The organism is Plantibacter sp. ME-Dv--P-122b (assembly GCF_030209375.1).
Taxonomy (GTDB): domain Bacteria; phylum Actinomycetota; class Actinomycetes; order Actinomycetales; family Microbacteriaceae; genus Plantibacter.
In genome coordinates this window covers 49,121-64,980 of record NZ_JARVSC010000001.1, presented here as the reverse complement: position 1 = coordinate 64,980, position 15,860 = coordinate 49,121, and the positions used below count along the sequence as shown (strand labels likewise).

16 protein-coding genes are annotated in these 15,860 nt (G+C 68.8%); 4 read left to right on the top strand and 12 right to left on the bottom strand.

All coding sequences use genetic code 11. The features are described 5' to 3' along the window. Positions 1 to 62 precede the first annotated feature (62 nt). The 6 genes from QRN19_RS00325 to QRN19_RS00300 form a co-directional block, all read right to left on the bottom strand. Positions 63 to 2,375: an exo-beta-d-1,3/1,6-glucosidase gene (locus tag QRN19_RS00325; protein ID WP_285024543.1), complete on the bottom strand. Its 2,313-nt coding sequence runs from the start codon at positions 2,373 to 2,375 to the stop codon at positions 63 to 65. Further along, positions 2,372 to 3,424 (bottom strand): ABC transporter permease, encoded by a 1,053-nt coding sequence (locus tag QRN19_RS00320; protein WP_285024542.1) that lies wholly within the window; start codon positions 3,422 to 3,424, stop codon positions 2,372 to 2,374. Before QRN19_RS00320 ends, QRN19_RS00325 begins: the two co-directional genes overlap by 4 nt. A 1-nt stretch (position 3,425) precedes the next feature. Next, complete coding sequence (locus QRN19_RS00315) at positions 3,426 to 4,409, bottom strand: ABC transporter permease (protein WP_079704856.1); 984 nt, start codon at positions 4,407 to 4,409, stop codon at positions 3,426 to 3,428. Beyond that, positions 4,406 to 5,203, bottom strand: coding sequence for an ABC transporter ATP-binding protein (locus QRN19_RS00310; RefSeq protein ID WP_285024541.1), 798 nt, complete (start codon positions 5,201 to 5,203; stop codon positions 4,406 to 4,408). Before QRN19_RS00310 ends, QRN19_RS00315 begins: the two co-directional genes overlap by 4 nt. Further along, positions 5,200 to 6,072, bottom strand: a complete 873-nt coding sequence (locus QRN19_RS00305; protein WP_138946183.1) for an ABC transporter ATP-binding protein — start codon at positions 6,070 to 6,072, stop codon at positions 5,200 to 5,202. Before QRN19_RS00305 ends, QRN19_RS00310 begins: the two co-directional genes overlap by 4 nt. Before the next feature lie 103 nt (positions 6,073 to 6,175). Then, positions 6,176 to 7,834 carry an ABC transporter substrate-binding protein gene (locus tag QRN19_RS00300; RefSeq protein ID WP_285024540.1) on the bottom strand — a complete coding sequence of 553 codons (1,659 nt, stop codon included), beginning with the start codon at positions 7,832 to 7,834 and terminating at the stop codon, positions 6,176 to 6,178. Positions 7,835 to 7,966: 132 nt separating this feature from the next. Between QRN19_RS00300 and QRN19_RS00295 the strand changes: the two genes are divergently transcribed. From QRN19_RS00295 to QRN19_RS00285, 3 genes are all read left to right on the top strand, one after another. Then, on the top strand, positions 7,967 to 8,614 hold the full coding sequence (locus QRN19_RS00295; RefSeq protein ID WP_079704852.1) for a TetR/AcrR family transcriptional regulator: 648 nt from the start codon (positions 7,967 to 7,969) through the stop codon (positions 8,612 to 8,614). Positions 8,615 to 8,756: 142 nt separating this feature from the next. Continuing rightward, positions 8,757 to 9,188: a hypothetical protein gene (locus QRN19_RS00290; protein WP_285024538.1), complete on the top strand. Its 432-nt coding sequence runs from the start codon at positions 8,757 to 8,759 to the stop codon at positions 9,186 to 9,188. A 299-nt stretch (positions 9,189 to 9,487) separates the two neighbouring features. Next, positions 9,488 to 10,759, top strand: a complete 1,272-nt coding sequence (locus QRN19_RS00285) for an HNH endonuclease signature motif containing protein (RefSeq protein ID WP_285024536.1) — start codon at positions 9,488 to 9,490, stop codon at positions 10,757 to 10,759. 76 nt (positions 10,760 to 10,835) lie between these two features. On the opposite strand, the gene QRN19_RS00280 is transcribed toward QRN19_RS00285, so the two are convergent. Together QRN19_RS00280 and QRN19_RS00275 are read right to left on the bottom strand one after the other, a co-directional pair. After that, on the bottom strand, positions 10,836 to 11,441 hold the full coding sequence (locus QRN19_RS00280) for a maleylpyruvate isomerase family mycothiol-dependent enzyme (RefSeq protein ID WP_285024535.1): 606 nt from the start codon (positions 11,439 to 11,441) through the stop codon (positions 10,836 to 10,838). Positions 11,442 to 11,461: 20 nt separating this feature from the next. Further along, on the bottom strand, positions 11,462 to 12,034 hold the full coding sequence (locus QRN19_RS00275) for a YdeI/OmpD-associated family protein (RefSeq protein ID WP_285024534.1): 573 nt from the start codon (positions 12,032 to 12,034) through the stop codon (positions 11,462 to 11,464). An 85-nt stretch (positions 12,035 to 12,119) separates the two neighbouring features. On the opposite strand from QRN19_RS00275, the gene QRN19_RS00270 reads away from it, so the two are divergent. Then, positions 12,120 to 13,082, top strand: coding sequence for a proline dehydrogenase family protein (locus tag QRN19_RS00270; RefSeq protein WP_285024533.1), 963 nt, complete (start codon positions 12,120 to 12,122; stop codon positions 13,080 to 13,082). Here the strand turns inward: QRN19_RS00270 and QRN19_RS00265 are convergent, their stop codons facing one another. The 4 genes from QRN19_RS00265 to QRN19_RS00250 form a co-directional block, all read right to left on the bottom strand. Further along, complete coding sequence (locus QRN19_RS00265) at positions 13,083 to 13,622, bottom strand: flavin reductase family protein (protein WP_285024532.1); 540 nt, start codon at positions 13,620 to 13,622, stop codon at positions 13,083 to 13,085. 92 nt (positions 13,623 to 13,714) lie between these two features. Next, positions 13,715 to 14,812, bottom strand: coding sequence for a type I restriction endonuclease (locus tag QRN19_RS00260; protein WP_274499242.1), 1,098 nt, complete (start codon positions 14,810 to 14,812; stop codon positions 13,715 to 13,717). A 78-nt stretch (positions 14,813 to 14,890) separates the two neighbouring features. Continuing rightward, on the bottom strand, positions 14,891 to 15,313 hold the full coding sequence (locus tag QRN19_RS00255) for an HIT domain-containing protein (protein ID WP_285024531.1): 423 nt from the start codon (positions 15,311 to 15,313) through the stop codon (positions 14,891 to 14,893). Between the two features lie 40 nt (positions 15,314 to 15,353). After that, a complete protein-coding gene (locus tag QRN19_RS00250) occupies positions 15,354 to 15,860 on the bottom strand; it encodes a DUF6328 family protein (protein WP_285024530.1) in 507 nt (168 codons plus the stop codon).

Sequence of the window (15,860 nt, the reverse complement as noted above, 5' to 3'; positions counted from 1 at the left end):
GGGTGCCGCACGAAACAGGAGGGACTTCGTGCGGCCCCGTGAGGGTCCCGGCTGCCGACGGCTCAGTCGGCGATCGTGAATCGGACCGCGTGCAGTGCATCGGCCCGTGACGAGCCGCCCACCCGCAGCTCGAACTCCCCGGTTTCGACGACCCTTCGCCCTCTGGCGTCGACGATCGAGCAGTCGGCGACGGGCAGGTCGATCGTGACCGTCGCCGTCTCGCCGGGTTCGACGGCGACCTGACGGAACGTCTTCAGCTCCTGGTCGGCCCAGCTCACCGAGGTGACGAGGTCGCTGACGTACACCTGCACCGTCTCGAGGACCGGGCGTGAACCGCTGTTGCGCACCTCGACCACGGCGCGGAGGGTGTCGCCACGTCCGTAGACGGCCTGGTCGAGGCGTGGCTCGCCGTACTCGACGCTCGTGTAGGACAGGCCGTCGCCGAAGGCGAACGCAGGCTCCTGCGTGAGGTCGGCGTAGCGGTCGCCGTGCTGTCCGCGGATCTGGTTGTAGTACGTCGGCTGCTGGCCGGCGTGCCGGGCGAAGGAGATCGGCAGGCGACCGGTCGGCTCGATGAGACCGAGCAGGAGTTCCGCGATCGCGCGGCCGCCCTGCATGCCGGGACTCGCCGCCCACACGATCGCGTCGGCGTACAGCGCGGACGGCGGCAGGACGAGCGGCTTCGAGGCGAGAAGGACCACGACGAGCGGCTTCCCGGTGGCTGCCAGAGCGTCGAGCAGTGCCACCTGTCCGCCGATGAGTTCGAGCGTCGCGGTGGAGCGGCCCTCCCCCACGAGCTCGATGCGGTCGCCCACGACGGCGACGACCACGTCGGCGTCCTCGGCCAGCGCGACGGCTTCCGCGATGAGCGCATCGTCGGGTTCCGCCGGTGTGACGAGCGGTGGGCGCGGCTGGCCGTCGGGGAAGGTCGCGCCCGCTGGATCGGGCGAGAGCGTGAGGATGTCGGCTCCGAACGCGGTCGTGACCGTGCTCCCGGCGGGTGCGACCGCACGCAGGCCGTCGACGACGGTGGTGATCATCTCGCGCGGCTGGCCGTCGGGCAACCAACCGGCCTGGCCGGAGTTGCCCGCCCAATCGCCGAGCTGCATCTGCGCGTCGTCCGCGAGCGGACCCACGACGGCGATGCGCTGCGGCCCGGCCTCGGGCGTCGCGATCGCCCTGCCGGCCTCGTCCCCGCGGTAGCCGCCGGCGAGCGGCAGCACGCCGTCGTTGCGGAGCAGGACGAGCGAGCGACGCGCAGTCTCGAGGTTGAGCTCGGTGTGCTCCGGCGAACCGATCACGGCGAGCTGCTCCGCGGCGTCCGGGTGCCGCGGGTGCTCGAACAGGCCGAGCGCGAACTTGAGGGTGAGGATGCGTCGCACGGCCCGATCCAGATCGGCCTCCTCGAGTAGCCCGCGCTCGAGCGCCTCCAGGGCACCCTCGAAGAAGCCGGGCGTGGTCATCACCATGTCGTTCCCGGCACGGATCGCCGCGGCGGAGGCGTGCACGTAGTCCGGGCTGACGTGCTGCTCCCACACCATGCGGCCCACGTTGTCCCAGTCGGTGATGAGCGTCCCCTCGTACCCCCATTCACCGCGCAGGACGTCGTTGAGCAGCCACTCGTTGACCGTGATCGGCACGCCGTCGATGGACTGGTAGCCGAGCATGAAGCTGGCGCAGCCCTCGCGGGCGACCCGCTCGAACGGCGGGAGGAACCACGACCGCAGTTTGCGCGGGGAGATGTCGGCCTCGCTCGCGTCGCGCCCACCCTGCGTCTCGGAGTACCCGGCGAAGTGCTTGGCCGTCGCGAGGATGGCGGTCGGGTCGGACAGGCCGTCGCCCTGGTAGCCGCGCACCATCGCGGACGCGAGCTCGCCGATGAGGAACGGGTCCTCACCGAAGGTCTCACCGACGCGTCCCCAGCGCAGGTCGCGGGCGATGCAGAGCACGGGCGAGAACGTCCAGTGGACACCCGTCGCGGCGACCTCGACGGCAGTGGCCCTGGCGACCCGCTCGAGCAGTCCTGCGTCCCAGCTCGCGGCCATCGCCAGTTGCGTGGGGAAGATCGTCGCGCCGAGGTGGAAGGAGTGACCGTGGATGCAGTCCTCCCCCACGATCAGCGGGATCTGCAGTCGCGTGCGCCCGACGAGTTCATGGGCGACCGCGAGACGCTCCGGCGACGCGTGCAGGATCGAGCCGACGTGCGTCTCGAGGACGTGCGCCTCGATGTCGTCGCGCGCGTCGAGCTGCATCATCTGCCCGACCTTCTCGCGGACGGTCATCCGCTCGACGAGGTCGTCGACACGGGCCGCGATGGGCAGCGTGGCGTCGAGGTAGCGGGCCGCGTCGAGGTGACGGGTGGTGTCGGTCTTCATCGTTCGGTCGCTCCAGCGCGTTCGGTGTGGGTCGTGTCGGTGATCGTGGCCGGGCCGGTCGTCTCGGTGCGGACGGCGGTGACGCTCGCCCCGGGCTTGATGCCGCGCTTGCGGAGGGCCCTGGCGCGTTCACCCGCCGAGCGGAGCCTCGGGTTCACGTACTCGTCGATCCCGAAGTTGATGAGCGACAGCGCGACGCCGAGCAGGGCGATGCAGACACCGGCGGGCACGTACCACCACCAGAAGTCGGGGAAGGCGCCGTTCTGCTGGGCCCAGAACAGGATGGTGCCCCAGTTGAGGTTCGTGATGGGGATGACGCCGATGAACGCGAGCGTGGTGAGCCCGAGCACTGCGGCGGTAACCGTGCCGACGAAGCTCGAGGCGATGATGGCGGTGAGGTTCGGCAGCATCTCGACGGTGATGATCCGGAAGAGGGACTCCCCGTTCGCCTTCGCCGCCTGGATGAAGTCGCGGTTCCGCAGCGACATCGTCTGCGCACGGAGCACCCGGCCGCCCCACGCCCACCCGGTGAGCGCGAGGACACCGGCGATGAGGAACAGGCTCGGGTTGTCGTACTGGGACGCCACGATGATCATGAGCGGGAGCCCCGGGATGACGAGGAAGACGTTCGTCAGTGCGGACAGCGACTCGCTCGTGAACCCCGAGACGTACCCGGCGGTGACCCCGATGGCGACGGCGATGATCGTCGCGAAGATCCCCGCGAGGAAGCCGACGAGGAGCACGCCCCGGGTGCCGTAGATGAGCTGGCTCAGGACGTCCTCGCCCATGTGCGTCGTGCCGAGCAGGTGCGCGGCGGACGGTGCCTGGCGCAGCGCGGTGAAGTCCTTCTCGAGCGGGCCGTACGGCGCGATGAGGTCGCCGAAGACCGCGACGAGGACGAAGAACCCGAGGATGCAGAGCCCCGCGATCGACTTGCCGTTCCGGAACATCGCGAACGACGATGCGATGCGGGCGGCGACCGAGCGGCCCGTGGGCGTCGGCTTGGGCGCCTCGGCGGTGGCGAGGGCCTCGGTGGTGGGGATGGTCATGTCAGGACTCCATCTGGCGGGTGCGGGGGTCGAGCACCGCGTAGGCGACGTCGGCCAGGATGTTCGCGACGAGGACGGTGAGCGTGATGACGAGGAAGAGCCCCTGCATGAGCGGGTAGTCCTTCGCCGTCGTGGCGTCGAGCAGGAGCTTGCCGACGCCCGGATAGGAGAAGACCATCTCCATGACGATCGTGCCGCCGACGATGAAGCCGAGCGACAGGGCGAAGCTCGACAGCTGCGGCAGCATCGCGTTGCGTGCGGCGTAGTCGACGAGCACCCGGCGGGTCGGCAGCCCCTTCGCCTGCGCGACGGTCACGTAGTCCTCGTCGAGGACGGTGACCATCATGTTGCGCATGCCGAGGATCCAGCCGCCGAGCGAGGCGAGCACGATCGTCGCCGCCGGGAGGAAGCCGTGCGCGATCACCTGCCCGAAGAAGTCGAGCGAGAACTCGGGCCTCGACCCCTTGCCGTACGCATGGGAGGCGGGGAACCAGCCGAGCAGGGTGGAGAACACCGCGATCGCGATGAGGCCCATCCAGAAGTACGGCACCGTCGAGAAGAAGGTGGACAGCGGGACGATGAAGTCCGCTTTGCTGCCGCGTCGCCATCCGATGAGGGCGCCGATGGACGTGCCGAGGACGAACGACAGGATCGTCGCGATTCCGACGAGACCAACGGTCCACGGCAGGGCGGCGGCGATCACGTCGGTGACGGGCGCGAGGCCCTTCGAGAAGGACCGTCCGAGGTCGCCCGAGAAGAGCAACCGCCAGTAGTCGAGGTACTGCTCGAGCATCGACTTGTCGGCGTCGAGTCCGAACAGGGTGCGCAGCGAGTCCGCGGCCTCCGGGCTGATGCGGCCCTGGTTCTTCGCGATGTACGCCGAGACCGGGTCGCCCTTGAGCATCCGTGGCAGGAAGAAGTTGATCGTGATCGCGGCCCAGGCGGTGAACGCGTAGAAGGCGGCGCGACGGAGGAAGAAGGTCATGCGATGGTCTCCGTTCCCGCGAAGTGTCGGTCGGGGTCGGGCGACGCGTTGCGGAGGGCGAGCGTGTAGGGGTGCTGCGGGCGGAGGATGACGTCGTCGGCCGGGCCCCGCTCGACCACCTCGCCGTGGTGCAGGACCATGATCTCGTCGCTGAAGTGCCGCGCGGTCGCGAGGTCGTGCGTGATGTAGAGCACGCCGAGTTGCGACTCGCGCTGCAGCTCGGCCAGGAGGTTGAGGACACCCAGCCGGATGGAGACGTCGAGCATCGAGACGGGCTCGTCGGCGATGAGGAGGGACGGACGCGACGCGAGCGCACGCGCGATGGCGACCCGCTGGCGCTGACCGCCGGACAGTTCGTGGGGCCGGCGGTCGATCGTGCCGGCCGGGTCGAGCTGCACGCGATCGAGGAGGCGGTGCACCTCGTCCTCGACCTCGGCCTCTGGCACGACGTGGTCGAGGCGCAGCGGTCGCTCCAGGTGGTGGCGGATCGTGTGCGACGGGTTCAGCGAGGCGAACGGGTCCTGGAAGACCATGCGGACCTGCTGGCGGTAGCGGCGGAGTGCACGACCACGACGCGGGATGGGCTTGCCGTCGAGCAGGATGTCGCCGCTCGTCGCCCGTTCCAACTGGGTGACGATCTTCGCGATGGTCGACTTGCCACTGCCGGACTGACCGACGAGGGCGAGCGTCTGGCCGGACCGCAGGGTGAAGCTGACGTCGTCGAGCGCGAGCATGTGGCCGGAACCACGGACCCGGTAGCGCTTCGAGACGTGCGAGAACTCGAGGGTGGTCATGCGGTCACTCCTGCCTGGGTGGCCGACGTGGCGGCACCGGTCCCGCGGACGAAGTCGCCGCGCTCGCCGGTGAGGCTCGGGAAGGACGCGAGCAGCTTCCGCGTGTACGGGTCCTTCGCCTGTCGGTAGATGCGTTCCGCCGTGTCGATCTCGACGAGCCGGCCGGCACGCATGACGGCGATGCGGTCGGAGATCTCGAGGAGCAGCGGGAGGTCGTGGGTGATGAAGATGACCGAGAAGCCGAACTCGGTGCGGAGCTCGGAGATCTGTTGGAGGATCTCGCGCTGCACGAGCACGTCGAGCGCGGTGGTCGGCTCGTCCATGATCATCAGCTGCGGCTTCAGGGCGAGCGCCATCGCGATCATGACGCGCTGGCGCATGCCGCCGGAGAGCTCGTGCGGGTAGGACTTCAGGCGGTCGCGGCCGACCCCGACGATGTCGAGCAGCTTGCCCGCCTCCTCGCGGCGTTCGGCGCGTGACATGCCCCGGCGGTGCGTGGTGAAGACGTCGTCGAGCTGCCGCCCGATCGAGGTGACCGGGTTGAGGGCGTTCATCGCACCCTGGAACACCATGGAGGCCTTGTCCCAGCGGAACGCGCGCATCTCCTCCTCACCCAGCCTGCCGAGGTCGATGTCCTCGCCGGACTCGTCGTGGAAGACGGCGGTCCCACCCGTGATGACCGCCGGTGGTTTGAGGAGCCGTTGCAGGCCGTAGGCGAGGGTGGTCTTGCCGCAGCCGGACTCGCCGGCCAGGCCGAGGATCTCGCCGCGGCGGAGGGTGAGCGAGACGTCGCGCACGGCTTCGACGGGAGGCTCCACGTCGTAGGTGACGCTGAAGGAGGACACCGTCAGCAGGTCGTCGTTGGTCACTGCATGAGTCCGTTCTGTGCTGATCGCGGTGCATGCCGTTGCGCATGCCGGAGGTGACGGGCGGGGCGGATGAGCACCCCGCCCGTCGGTGTGGAGCCCGTGTCTACTTCGCGGCCTTGAGCTGCGTGAGGATGTAGACCGCGGTCGGCTGCGTCGGGTCGGCGGGCGCGTAGGGGTCGTCCTCGCTCGGCCATCCGGTGTAGTTCCGCGTGTTGTACGAGCCGATGAACGGACGCGTGCCGATCGGCATCGCCGGGACGTCCGAGACGAACAGCTTCTGGACGGTCTCGAGGGCGGCTGCCCGCGTCGCGTCGTCCGTCGCGTTGGCGTAGGCGGCGAGCGCCGCGGTGGCCTCCGGGCTGTCGTACCGACCGAAGTTGAAGTCGGCCGCCTCACCCTCGGCGACGAGCCAGCGGCCGTCCATGATGTCGGAGTACAGGTCGTACGGCGTCGCGCCGGTGTCGGTCCAGTGCAGGATGGCCTGGAAGTCGCCGTCCGACTTCGCCGCCCACCAGGTGTCCTGGTCGGGGGTGTCGACCGTGGCGGTGACGCCCAGCGTCTTGACCGAGTCGGCGATGAGGCTGATGCCGGTCACGTAGTCGTTCCAGCCCTGTGGCACCGACAGCGTGAAGGTGACGGCCTCGCCGGACGGGTCGGTGAGGACGTCGTCCTCCCAGGTGTAGCCGGCGTCGGTCAGGACCTGCTTGGCGGCCTTCGCGTCGACGGTGTAGTCCTCGCCCTCGAACTCGGGGGCGATGAACGCGTCGCCCGCCGGGGTCGGGAGGCCGGTCACCGAGCTGAGCTCGGGGACGCCGCCCTCACGGGCGATCTGCTGGTGCTGCTCGCGGTCGATGACGAGGTTCACCGCCTGGCGGAACGCCGGGTCGTTGAACGGCTTCGTCTGCGTGTTCACGAACATCGCGTCGACGGCGAGACCGGCGGCCGCCCAGTAGACGTTGTGCTCCTTGTCCTTGTCGAGGTACGCGGACTGCACGTTCGGGATGAAGGCCTGCGCCCAGTCGGCGTCACCGTTCGCGAGCGCGGTGGTGAGGGCCGTGTTGTCGTTGTACGACACGTAGTAGAGCGTCGGCACGGCAGGCTGCTCACCCCAGTAGTCGTCGCGGGCGGAGAGCTCGACGCTCTCGGTGCTGAAGCTCGTGAGCGTGTACGGACCGGTGCCGACGGGCTCGGGGTTCTCGAAGGTGGCGGGGTCGTCGACGGACTCCCACACGTGCTTCGGGACGATCTGCTTGAGGAGCACCTTGTCCTGCTTCACGAACATCGGGTTCGTGAACGACAGGGTGACGGTGTCGCCCTCGGTCGCGACCGTGGTGAGGCCGAGGGCCGAGTTGTCGAGTTCGGGGTGGTCGATGAACTGCTGGAAGGTGAACGCGATGTCGTCGGCGCTGAACGCCTCGCCGTCGTTCCAGGTGACGCCCTCGCGGGCGGTCAGGGCGACGGAGGTGTAGTCGTCGGACCAGGCGATCTCGGACGCGAGCCAGGGCTTCACCTCGGCACTCGGGTCGACGAGGTTGACGATCGCGAGCGGCTCCAGGATCGCGTTGATGTAACCGAGCTTCATCGCGGACGAGTCGCCGACGTAGGGGTTGTTGGACTCCGTGGCGATCGAGCCGTCCGGCTTCGCGATCGTCAGGGCGGCGCCGCTCTCGGGGCCGTCGCTCGACCCGCCGCCACCGGTGCATCCGGTGAGCAGCAGGGCTGTGGCCGCGAACGCGGCCAGCAGTGGGGTTCTCAGCTTCATCGCTTTCTCCTCTTGGGTGTGCGCTGCGGCAGTGCGGCGCAAGTCGGGATTCGGTGATAACTTACTGACCATTCAGTAAGTTAGCAAGCGCGGTAGTGTCGGGCGCATCGAGGCCCCCGCGGAACGGACACCATGAGCACGGTGAAACGACAGAACACGGCGAAACGACCGGCCCAGCCACGCCCGGCGACCGTGGCGAGGCGAGCAGAGGTCGTCCGCTCCGCGCTGGACGTCTTCGGCGCCAAGGGGTACGCGAACGGCACCCTCATCGACATCGCCGAGCTCGTCGACATGACGCCGGCGGGCATCCTGCACCACTTCGGGTCGAAGGACCAGCTGCTCCTCGAGGTGCTCAGCTATCGCGACGCGACGGACGTCCAGGACCTCGACGACCAGCACATCCCCGGCGGTATCGACCTGTTCAAGCACCTGATCCGCACCGCAGCCGCGAACGCGCAGCGCGCCGGGATCGTGCAGGCGTTCGTCGTCCTGTCGGCTGAGTCGGTGACCGAGGACCACCCGGCCAGGCACTACTTCGACGACCGCTACCGGACCCTGCGGCGTGAGATCGCGGAGGCGTTCGAGGTGGTGTGCGCCGAGCGGGGCGTGGATGCGCCCGAGACGATCCACCGTGCGGCGGCGTCGATCCTGGCGGTCATGGACGGCCTGCAGGTCCAGTGGCTCATCGACCCTGCGGACGTCGACCTCGCCGAGACGAGCGAGTACGCGATCCGGGTCATCGTGGAGTCGGTGCTCGGACCGGGCGCGCTGGACGGCTGAGTCGCCCGGATCGGTCCGTTTTCGGCCTCGTTTCGAGCACTTCTGGGCGACTCACTGGGCTGAGCAGGATTCGAGAAGCGCCGTGGGGCTCTCAGGGCTACCGTGAGAGGCGGACCACAGCCCCGAACGGAAGGACGCCGACATGGCCGAGAAGCAGTCGAGCACGAAGAGCGGATTCAGCGCCGAGGAACGCGTGGCGATGAAGGAGCGCGCCAAGGAGCTGAAGGCGGCCGCGAGTCGCGAGGAGGCGCTGCAGGCCGTCGTCGACGCGATCGCCGACATGGAGGACGCGGACCGTGCGATCGCCGAGCCGTTGCACGAACTGATCATGGGCGGCGACTCCGGCCTCGCGGCCAAGACCTGGTACGGCATGCCCGCCTACGTCGGTGCCGACGGTAAGGCGGTCGTGTTCTTCCAGGCGGCGGCGAAGTTCAAGGCGCGCTACGCGACCATCGGATTCAACGACTCCGCGAAGCTCGACGACGGCGACCTGTGGCCGACCGCGTTCGGGGTCACCGCGTGGAACGACGCCGTCGCGAAGCGCGTCGCGGACCTGCTCGCCCGGGCCGTCTGACCCCGTCCGGTCGCTCGTCGAGTGCCCTCCTCCGGTCCCTGACCCTGCAGAAGGGAACACGGACCCGAGAATCGGGCGCCCTTCCCCCGTTCCCTGAGCCTGTCGAAGGGCCCACGAGGAAACCTCGCCAATCCGGCAGACCCCTTCCGGTCCCTGAGCCTGTCGAAGGGCACACGAGGAACCTCCTGCTCCGGTGATCTTCTCCCGGTCCCTGAGCTTGTCGAAGGGCACACGAGCAACTTCCACAACCGGCGCAACTCGGCATCTGGAATGTCAGTGGTCCATGGTGAACTTGTCCCATGTCCGAGACCACCTCCGCTGCGATCCGCGCAGGCGACGAATACGCCGCGCAGCTCGCGGAGTTCTCGGACGAGTGGGCGGAGATCCACCGGCAGCAAGCCGTCCTGGACGCACGGAAAGCGCGTCTGCTCGCCCGTTCCGCCGCCTATGCCGACGCGTTCGCAGACTCGGTCGTTCCGGCCGCATTCCCGCCGGCCGAGCGCCTGGCGCTCTCCCGCCGCTCCACCTGCGCGGCCCTCGCCATGGCGACCCGAACGCCTGAGCAGACGGTCCAGCGGGCGACGGACTACGCGGAACGCCTCGTCAACGAAGCCCCAGCAGTGCTCGAGTCGCTCGAGGCCGGGCGCATCTCGGCCCGGCACGCGCAGACGATCGTCGACCAACTCAGTGACGTGCCGACAGCAGGGCGGGCGGTGTTCCTAGCTGAGGTCCTGCCGGTTGCGGAAGAGTCCACCAACGCGAACCTGCGGAGACGCGCCCGCGTCCTGCGCGAACGGCTCCACCCCGAGTCCATCACCGCACGCGCCCGGCGGTCGGAGGCCGACCGCCGGGTCGAGTTCGAGCCCGCGGCCGACGGCATGGCGTGGGTGCACCTGTTCACCACGGCGCCCATCGCGCAGGGCATCGCGGAGCGCGTCGAGGCCGCGGCAGCGGAGTCGCGCAATGCGGGTGACACTCGCACCTGCGCACAACTGCAGGCCGACGCGCTAGCGGCGCTCGCGCTCACCGGTGTGACTCCGGAAGCCGTCATGTCGAGCCCGGTGCTCCCGCACCCGATCGAGGTCCAGGAGCACATCAAGCCGACCGTACAGATCACCGTCCCGGCGCTCACCATGGCCGGAGTATCCGACGCACCCGGCATGCTCGACGGCTACGGTCCGATCGACCCCGAGACCGCCGCCCGTATAGCAGTGAACGCCCCAAGCTTCACCCGGATCCTCGTCCAGCCGGAAACCGGCGCAGTCCTTTCCGTCGGGCGGAATCAATACCGCGTTCCGGCCGACCTGCAACGCGCGGTCCGCCTCCGGGACGGCACCTGTCGGGCGCCCGGTTGCGGTCGACGCGCCAGAGCCTGCGACCTCGATCATTCGGTCGCCTGGCAGGACGGCGGCACAACAGATGTCGGCAATCTCGCCTGCCTCTGCCGACATCACCACCGGATGAAGCATCTCCCCGGGTGGAACCTCGACCACGGACCCGGCGGTGTACTCGACTGGACGACACCCGACGGGAAACACCATCGGACAGAGCCGGACACAGCACCGTTCTGAGCCTGTCGAAGGGCAGCCGAGCCCAGGCACGTCGGTCAACGGGGAAGGTGCACGCAAGTGACTTCCAGCTTCTTCCTCACCGCCCAGGCAACGCCAGCCCGGTCGGTCGCCCTGACACTGTGAGCAACAGGTCGAGCGCCGAGCCCCGGACCTCGTCGCCCGCACCCCAGCTCGCCCCGGCGTCCTCGGCGACAAGCCGGACCGCCTGGGCGCGTTCCTTGCCACCGCCCATCGAGACGCCGGTCCGGAGCTGGTACTCCAATGCCACGAGGACCGCGGCTGTCGGGTAGTCCGCGCTGATGCCGAGCGGCCGACGGACGTCCTCGCCGTGCACGATGGCCTCGACGAGCCTGGTCGCGAGGTTCGCCGGCGGGGTGCATGTCAGCTCGGTGGCGTCGGCCAGCGCGCGGAGCGTCTCCTGCGGGTCGTCCCTCCGCTCCCGCTCGATCCCGCGTGCGTTGTCGAGGTCGAAGTCGAACCGTGCCGCGAGGAGGCGTCGGGCGAATCCCAGCCGCGTCGTCTTCGCCGAGTCGACGAGATGGGCCACGACGTCATGCACGTCCCATCCGGCGCAGAGCGACGGCGTCCCCCACTGCTCATCGCCCAGCATCGACAGGTCCGCGACGAGCCGCCGACGCTCCTCGTGGACGACCGGCCACACGGTCCCCGGTGAGACCGCCATCCGCGCCAATCCGCCCACCATCAGCGGTAGTGCTGCTCGCCACGGGCGGCCTTCTCGACCACGTCGGCGATGCGCGCGGCCCTGATCGCGGGCGTCTTGATGTTGCTCAGGCGGAAGAAGACGCGGAAGCGGTCGGTGCGGCCGAGCGTCGCGAAGAAGGCCGCCGCATCAGGATTCGCATCGAGGGCCGCCTGGAGATCATCCGGTGCGACGGCGTCCTTCTGCCGGTACGCCACGTCCCACCGCCCGTCCGCTTTGGCGCGCTCGATCTCCGCGAGCCCGCCGGGACGCATCCGCCCCTCCTCGATGAGACGGGCGACGTGCTCCCGATTGATCTGCGACCACGGGCTGCTCTTCCGCCGCGGTGTGAACGCCTGCAGCGTGTAGTCGTCGTCGAACCGTTTGCTCTGGCCGTCGATCCATCCGTAGCAGAGGGCGACGTCGAGCGCCTCCGACCAGGTGATCCCCGACGCCTTCGAGGTCTTCTTCCGCAGCTTCAACCGCACGCCCGCGTCGCTCGGCGCACCGGCGAGGTAGGCCTCCCACTCCTCGAGCGTGAGGTCCAGGATCGGTTTCTCCTCGAAGCTCGCCACGTGAGCGAGCGTAGCGCGCACGGACGACGCAGCCCAGACCCCGATGCCGTCCGGACCGCCACCCAGGACTGGATAGGGTCGAAGCATGCTGATGAACGACGAGACGCTGTCGCGCGCCGCCGACACCCTGCGGGCCTGGGCCCTCGACGAGGACCTCAAAGCACGGGTCCTCGCTCACCCCGAGGCCGCCGCCGTCGCCAAGCGGGCCGCCTTGCGATACATCGCCGGCGAGGACGCAGCCTCCGCCCTGGAACTCCTCGAAGCGAACACCGATCGTGGACACCGCGGCAGCATCGAGCTCGTCGGCGAGTCCGTCCGCGACGCACGTGTCGCCGACGAACAGACCGCGGAGTTCATCGACCTCGCCCGCCGGATCAGCGAATCAGACCAGACCGCGACGATCTCGCTCGACCTCTCGCACATCGGTTCCGTCGTCTCCCCCGAGCTCGGCCTGCGCAACGGCCTGGCGCTCGCACAGGCGGCCCGGGACGCCGGCACCTCGCTCATGATCTCCGCCGAGGGTTCCGACCGCACGGACCTGGTGCTGTCGCTCTACGAGCAGATCGCCGACCGGTTCCCGGAGACCGGCGTCACCCTGCAGGCGAGACTGCACCGCACCCCAGCGGACCTCGACCGCGTGTTGGATCGGCCCGGGCCGATCCGCGTCGTCAAGGGCGCCTTCCTCGAATCGACCGAGGTGGCCCACCCCCGCGACTCCGCACCGATGACCGCCGCCTACATCAGCATGGTCACGCGACTCGTGGGGTCGGGTCACCGGGTCAACGTCGCCACCCACGACGCGAACCTCGTCGCCGCACTCGAGGGTGCGCTCGGCGACGACCTCCGGCAGCCGCACGTGGAGTTCGAGATGCTCCAGGGACTCGGCACCGAACTGCTCGACGACCTCCACCGCCGCGGGTTCGCGACGCGCGAGTACCTCGTCTATGGTCCCGAGTGGTGGCTCTACGTCCTGAACCGGATCGCCGAGCACCCCGAGCGGGTCATCGAGGCGGTCGCGGACATCGGCCCGATCGCGCTCCTCGCCTGATCAGCCGAGCGGGTCGGACTCCAGGCGGTGAAAGTTGCGGTTCTGGTAGACCAGCGCCGGCGCGTCCGTGCCGGGCGGGATGACCTCCAGCACCTCGGCGATGACGAGCATCGAGCTGCCGGCCGGGACCGTCTGCACGATCCGGCAGCGCAGCGCCGCTCGGGCACTCGGCAGATAGGGCTCGCCGGTCGCGAGTCGCTCCCAGTGCTGTTCCGGAGTGAAGCGCGGCTCCCCCGTCTTCGCGAACGCCTTGGCGACCTCCAGGTGGTGATCGGCCAGGAGGTGGACGACGACCGTTCCCGCGCTCAACAGTCCGCCCGCGGACCCCGTCGCCCGCGTGACCGAGAAGGACAGCATCGGCGGGTCGACGGCCACCGACGCGACCGATGACGCCGTCAGCCCGACGTCTCCCCGGTCGGTCGAGGCACTGATCAGCGCGACGCCCGCCGGGTGGTCACGGAACGCCGTCTTGAACCCGTCGACGGTCGCGGCGCGGGCGAGGGCATCGGGATCAGAGGACGGCGTGGTGGGAATGGTCATGCTTCAACCGTAGAACCTCAATCGGTCTTGAGGTCAACTCAAGGCGACGACTCCGAGGATGTGATTCGCCGCCGCACCGTCCCGCCCAGGATCTAGGCGGACAGCCTCCGGACACTCGCCCGAATGTACTCTGCGTGCTCGTAGATGCTGTCGAGGGTCTCCAGCGGATATTTCGTCTCGACCTTCGCCTCATCGAAGAGGCCGAGGTACTTCTGCTTCTTCCCGTTGAACCAGAGACGGGCGATGGGCTTGCGGTTGTTGTCGTCGAGCAGAATCGCGAAATACGACTTCGCGTCGCGGTGGACGATTCGCTCCGGTTTCACTTCGCTGCAGGCGATCGCCTTCACGATCTGGTAGCCCTCGAGTTCTTCGAGCGTCGTCTCGATCTCCGTGTCGCGGTCGAGATCGCTCTCCGCGACGCCGGCACTTGCAACCGACTCGGCTGGAGCCTCAGCCCCGAGAGGCGCACTGTACGACGCTCCGAGAGCAGTCTTCAACCGATCGTTCACCTGCTCGTTCAGGAACTGCTTCGACGCTTTCGCGACGAGCGTCGTGAACTGTGTACGGGCGTCCTGGGTGAATCGACCGTCGTACACACGAGAGGTGAACAGCCGGACGAAGTCCTCCTCGGGCTCGCGGAACTGGGCGGCGATCGAACGCTTGAGTGCGCCGACGTACTTCAACTCCTCAGCAGCGCTGATGACCGAATCGAGGTCGAACACCTCCTTGGTCAGCTTTCGCAGCTCAGGCAGAAGCGTCTCGTCGATGTCCGCGAGATCGAGGACGAGGAACGGTCGATCGTCCATCTTGTTCGGAGAGTCGAGGTCGGTGTAGAAGTTGTACACCTCACCGTTGGTGAGCACCGCGATCCGTGCGTTCGTCACCGAGAAATACCGGAACAGCTGCGAAGCGTGCTCGATCTTGAGCGGCTCGGTGGACTTCTTGCATTCGATGAGGATCTGCACCTCGCCATCGCGCATGATCGCGTAGTCGACCTTCTCGCCACGCTTGACCCCGACGTCGGCGGTGAACTCGGGCACGACCTCCATCGGGTTGAAGACGTCGTAGCCGAGAATCGTCGAAATGAACGGCATGACGAATGCGTTCTTCGTGGCCTCTTCTGTCTGGATGGCCGCCCGCTGATTGCGGACCTTCGTGGCCAACGCGGCCAGACGCTCTTCAAACTCCATTGTTCCTCCTGGGTCAGCATCACCATAGTTGGTGCACCGACTCGTTCATGGGAACTTGAGACCGCGGCTGGCTGGGCCCTACTCGAACATCTCCGCGAGGAGCTCGTGCGGGTCGCCGTCGACCCGGTGCTTCGAGCGGCCCTCGGGCCAGAAGGTGACCCCGTCGTCATCCCAGCACGGGACGACGTGGAGGTGGAGGTGCGGGACGCTCTGCCCGGCGTCGGCACCGGACGCGCTCAGCACGACGACGCCGGTCGCACCGAGCGCGGCCCGCATCGCGCGTCCCACCCGCTGAGCGAGGGCGGTCGTCGCCTGCAGCGCTCGCGGGTCGGCGTCCAGCAGGCCGATGCTGTGCGCCCGCGGCACCACCAGGGTGTGGCCGGGCGCGAGCTCCGACTCGGGCAACGGCCGGAAGGCGACCGCCTCGTCCTCGCGCTCCACCCAGGTGACGTCGTCGGGCTCGTCACGCAGGATGCGGCAGAAGGTGCAGGTGTCGGGCATCGTCCCATTCTCGGGGCTCACCGCGGGCACGTCGATCACCTCAGGACACGCGGTCGCGCGCGCCCCGGATCAGGCGCGGGCCGACGATCCACACCAGCCCGATGACGACGACCACTGCGCCGCCCGCCCACAGCCCGACAGCAGGCGACGCGACAAAGTCGAAGACGAACAGGACGATCCCCGCGAACAGCAGCGACGCCGCCCCGAGACACACCATGAGGATCCTGCTGGACAGCCGCACCAGCTGTGGTTTCTCCAGTCGCCCGAAGACCAGCCGGTGCAGGATGACCGGCGCGAGCGCCAGGAGCGTCACCGTCACGGCCAGGACCACGAGGACGAGGTACAGCACGTGGTCGAATCCACTGAGCTCGGTGAACCGTGGCTGGAACGGCAGCGTCAGCAGGAAACCCGCGAGGATCTGGGTGCCCGTCTGCAGGACGCGGAACTCCTGCAGCACCTCGGACCAGTTGCGGTCGGACCGCTCGTTCAGCGTCTCGTCGCGGCCGTCCCCGGGCAGGGCGTCGGCCGGGTCACCCGTGGCAGGCAT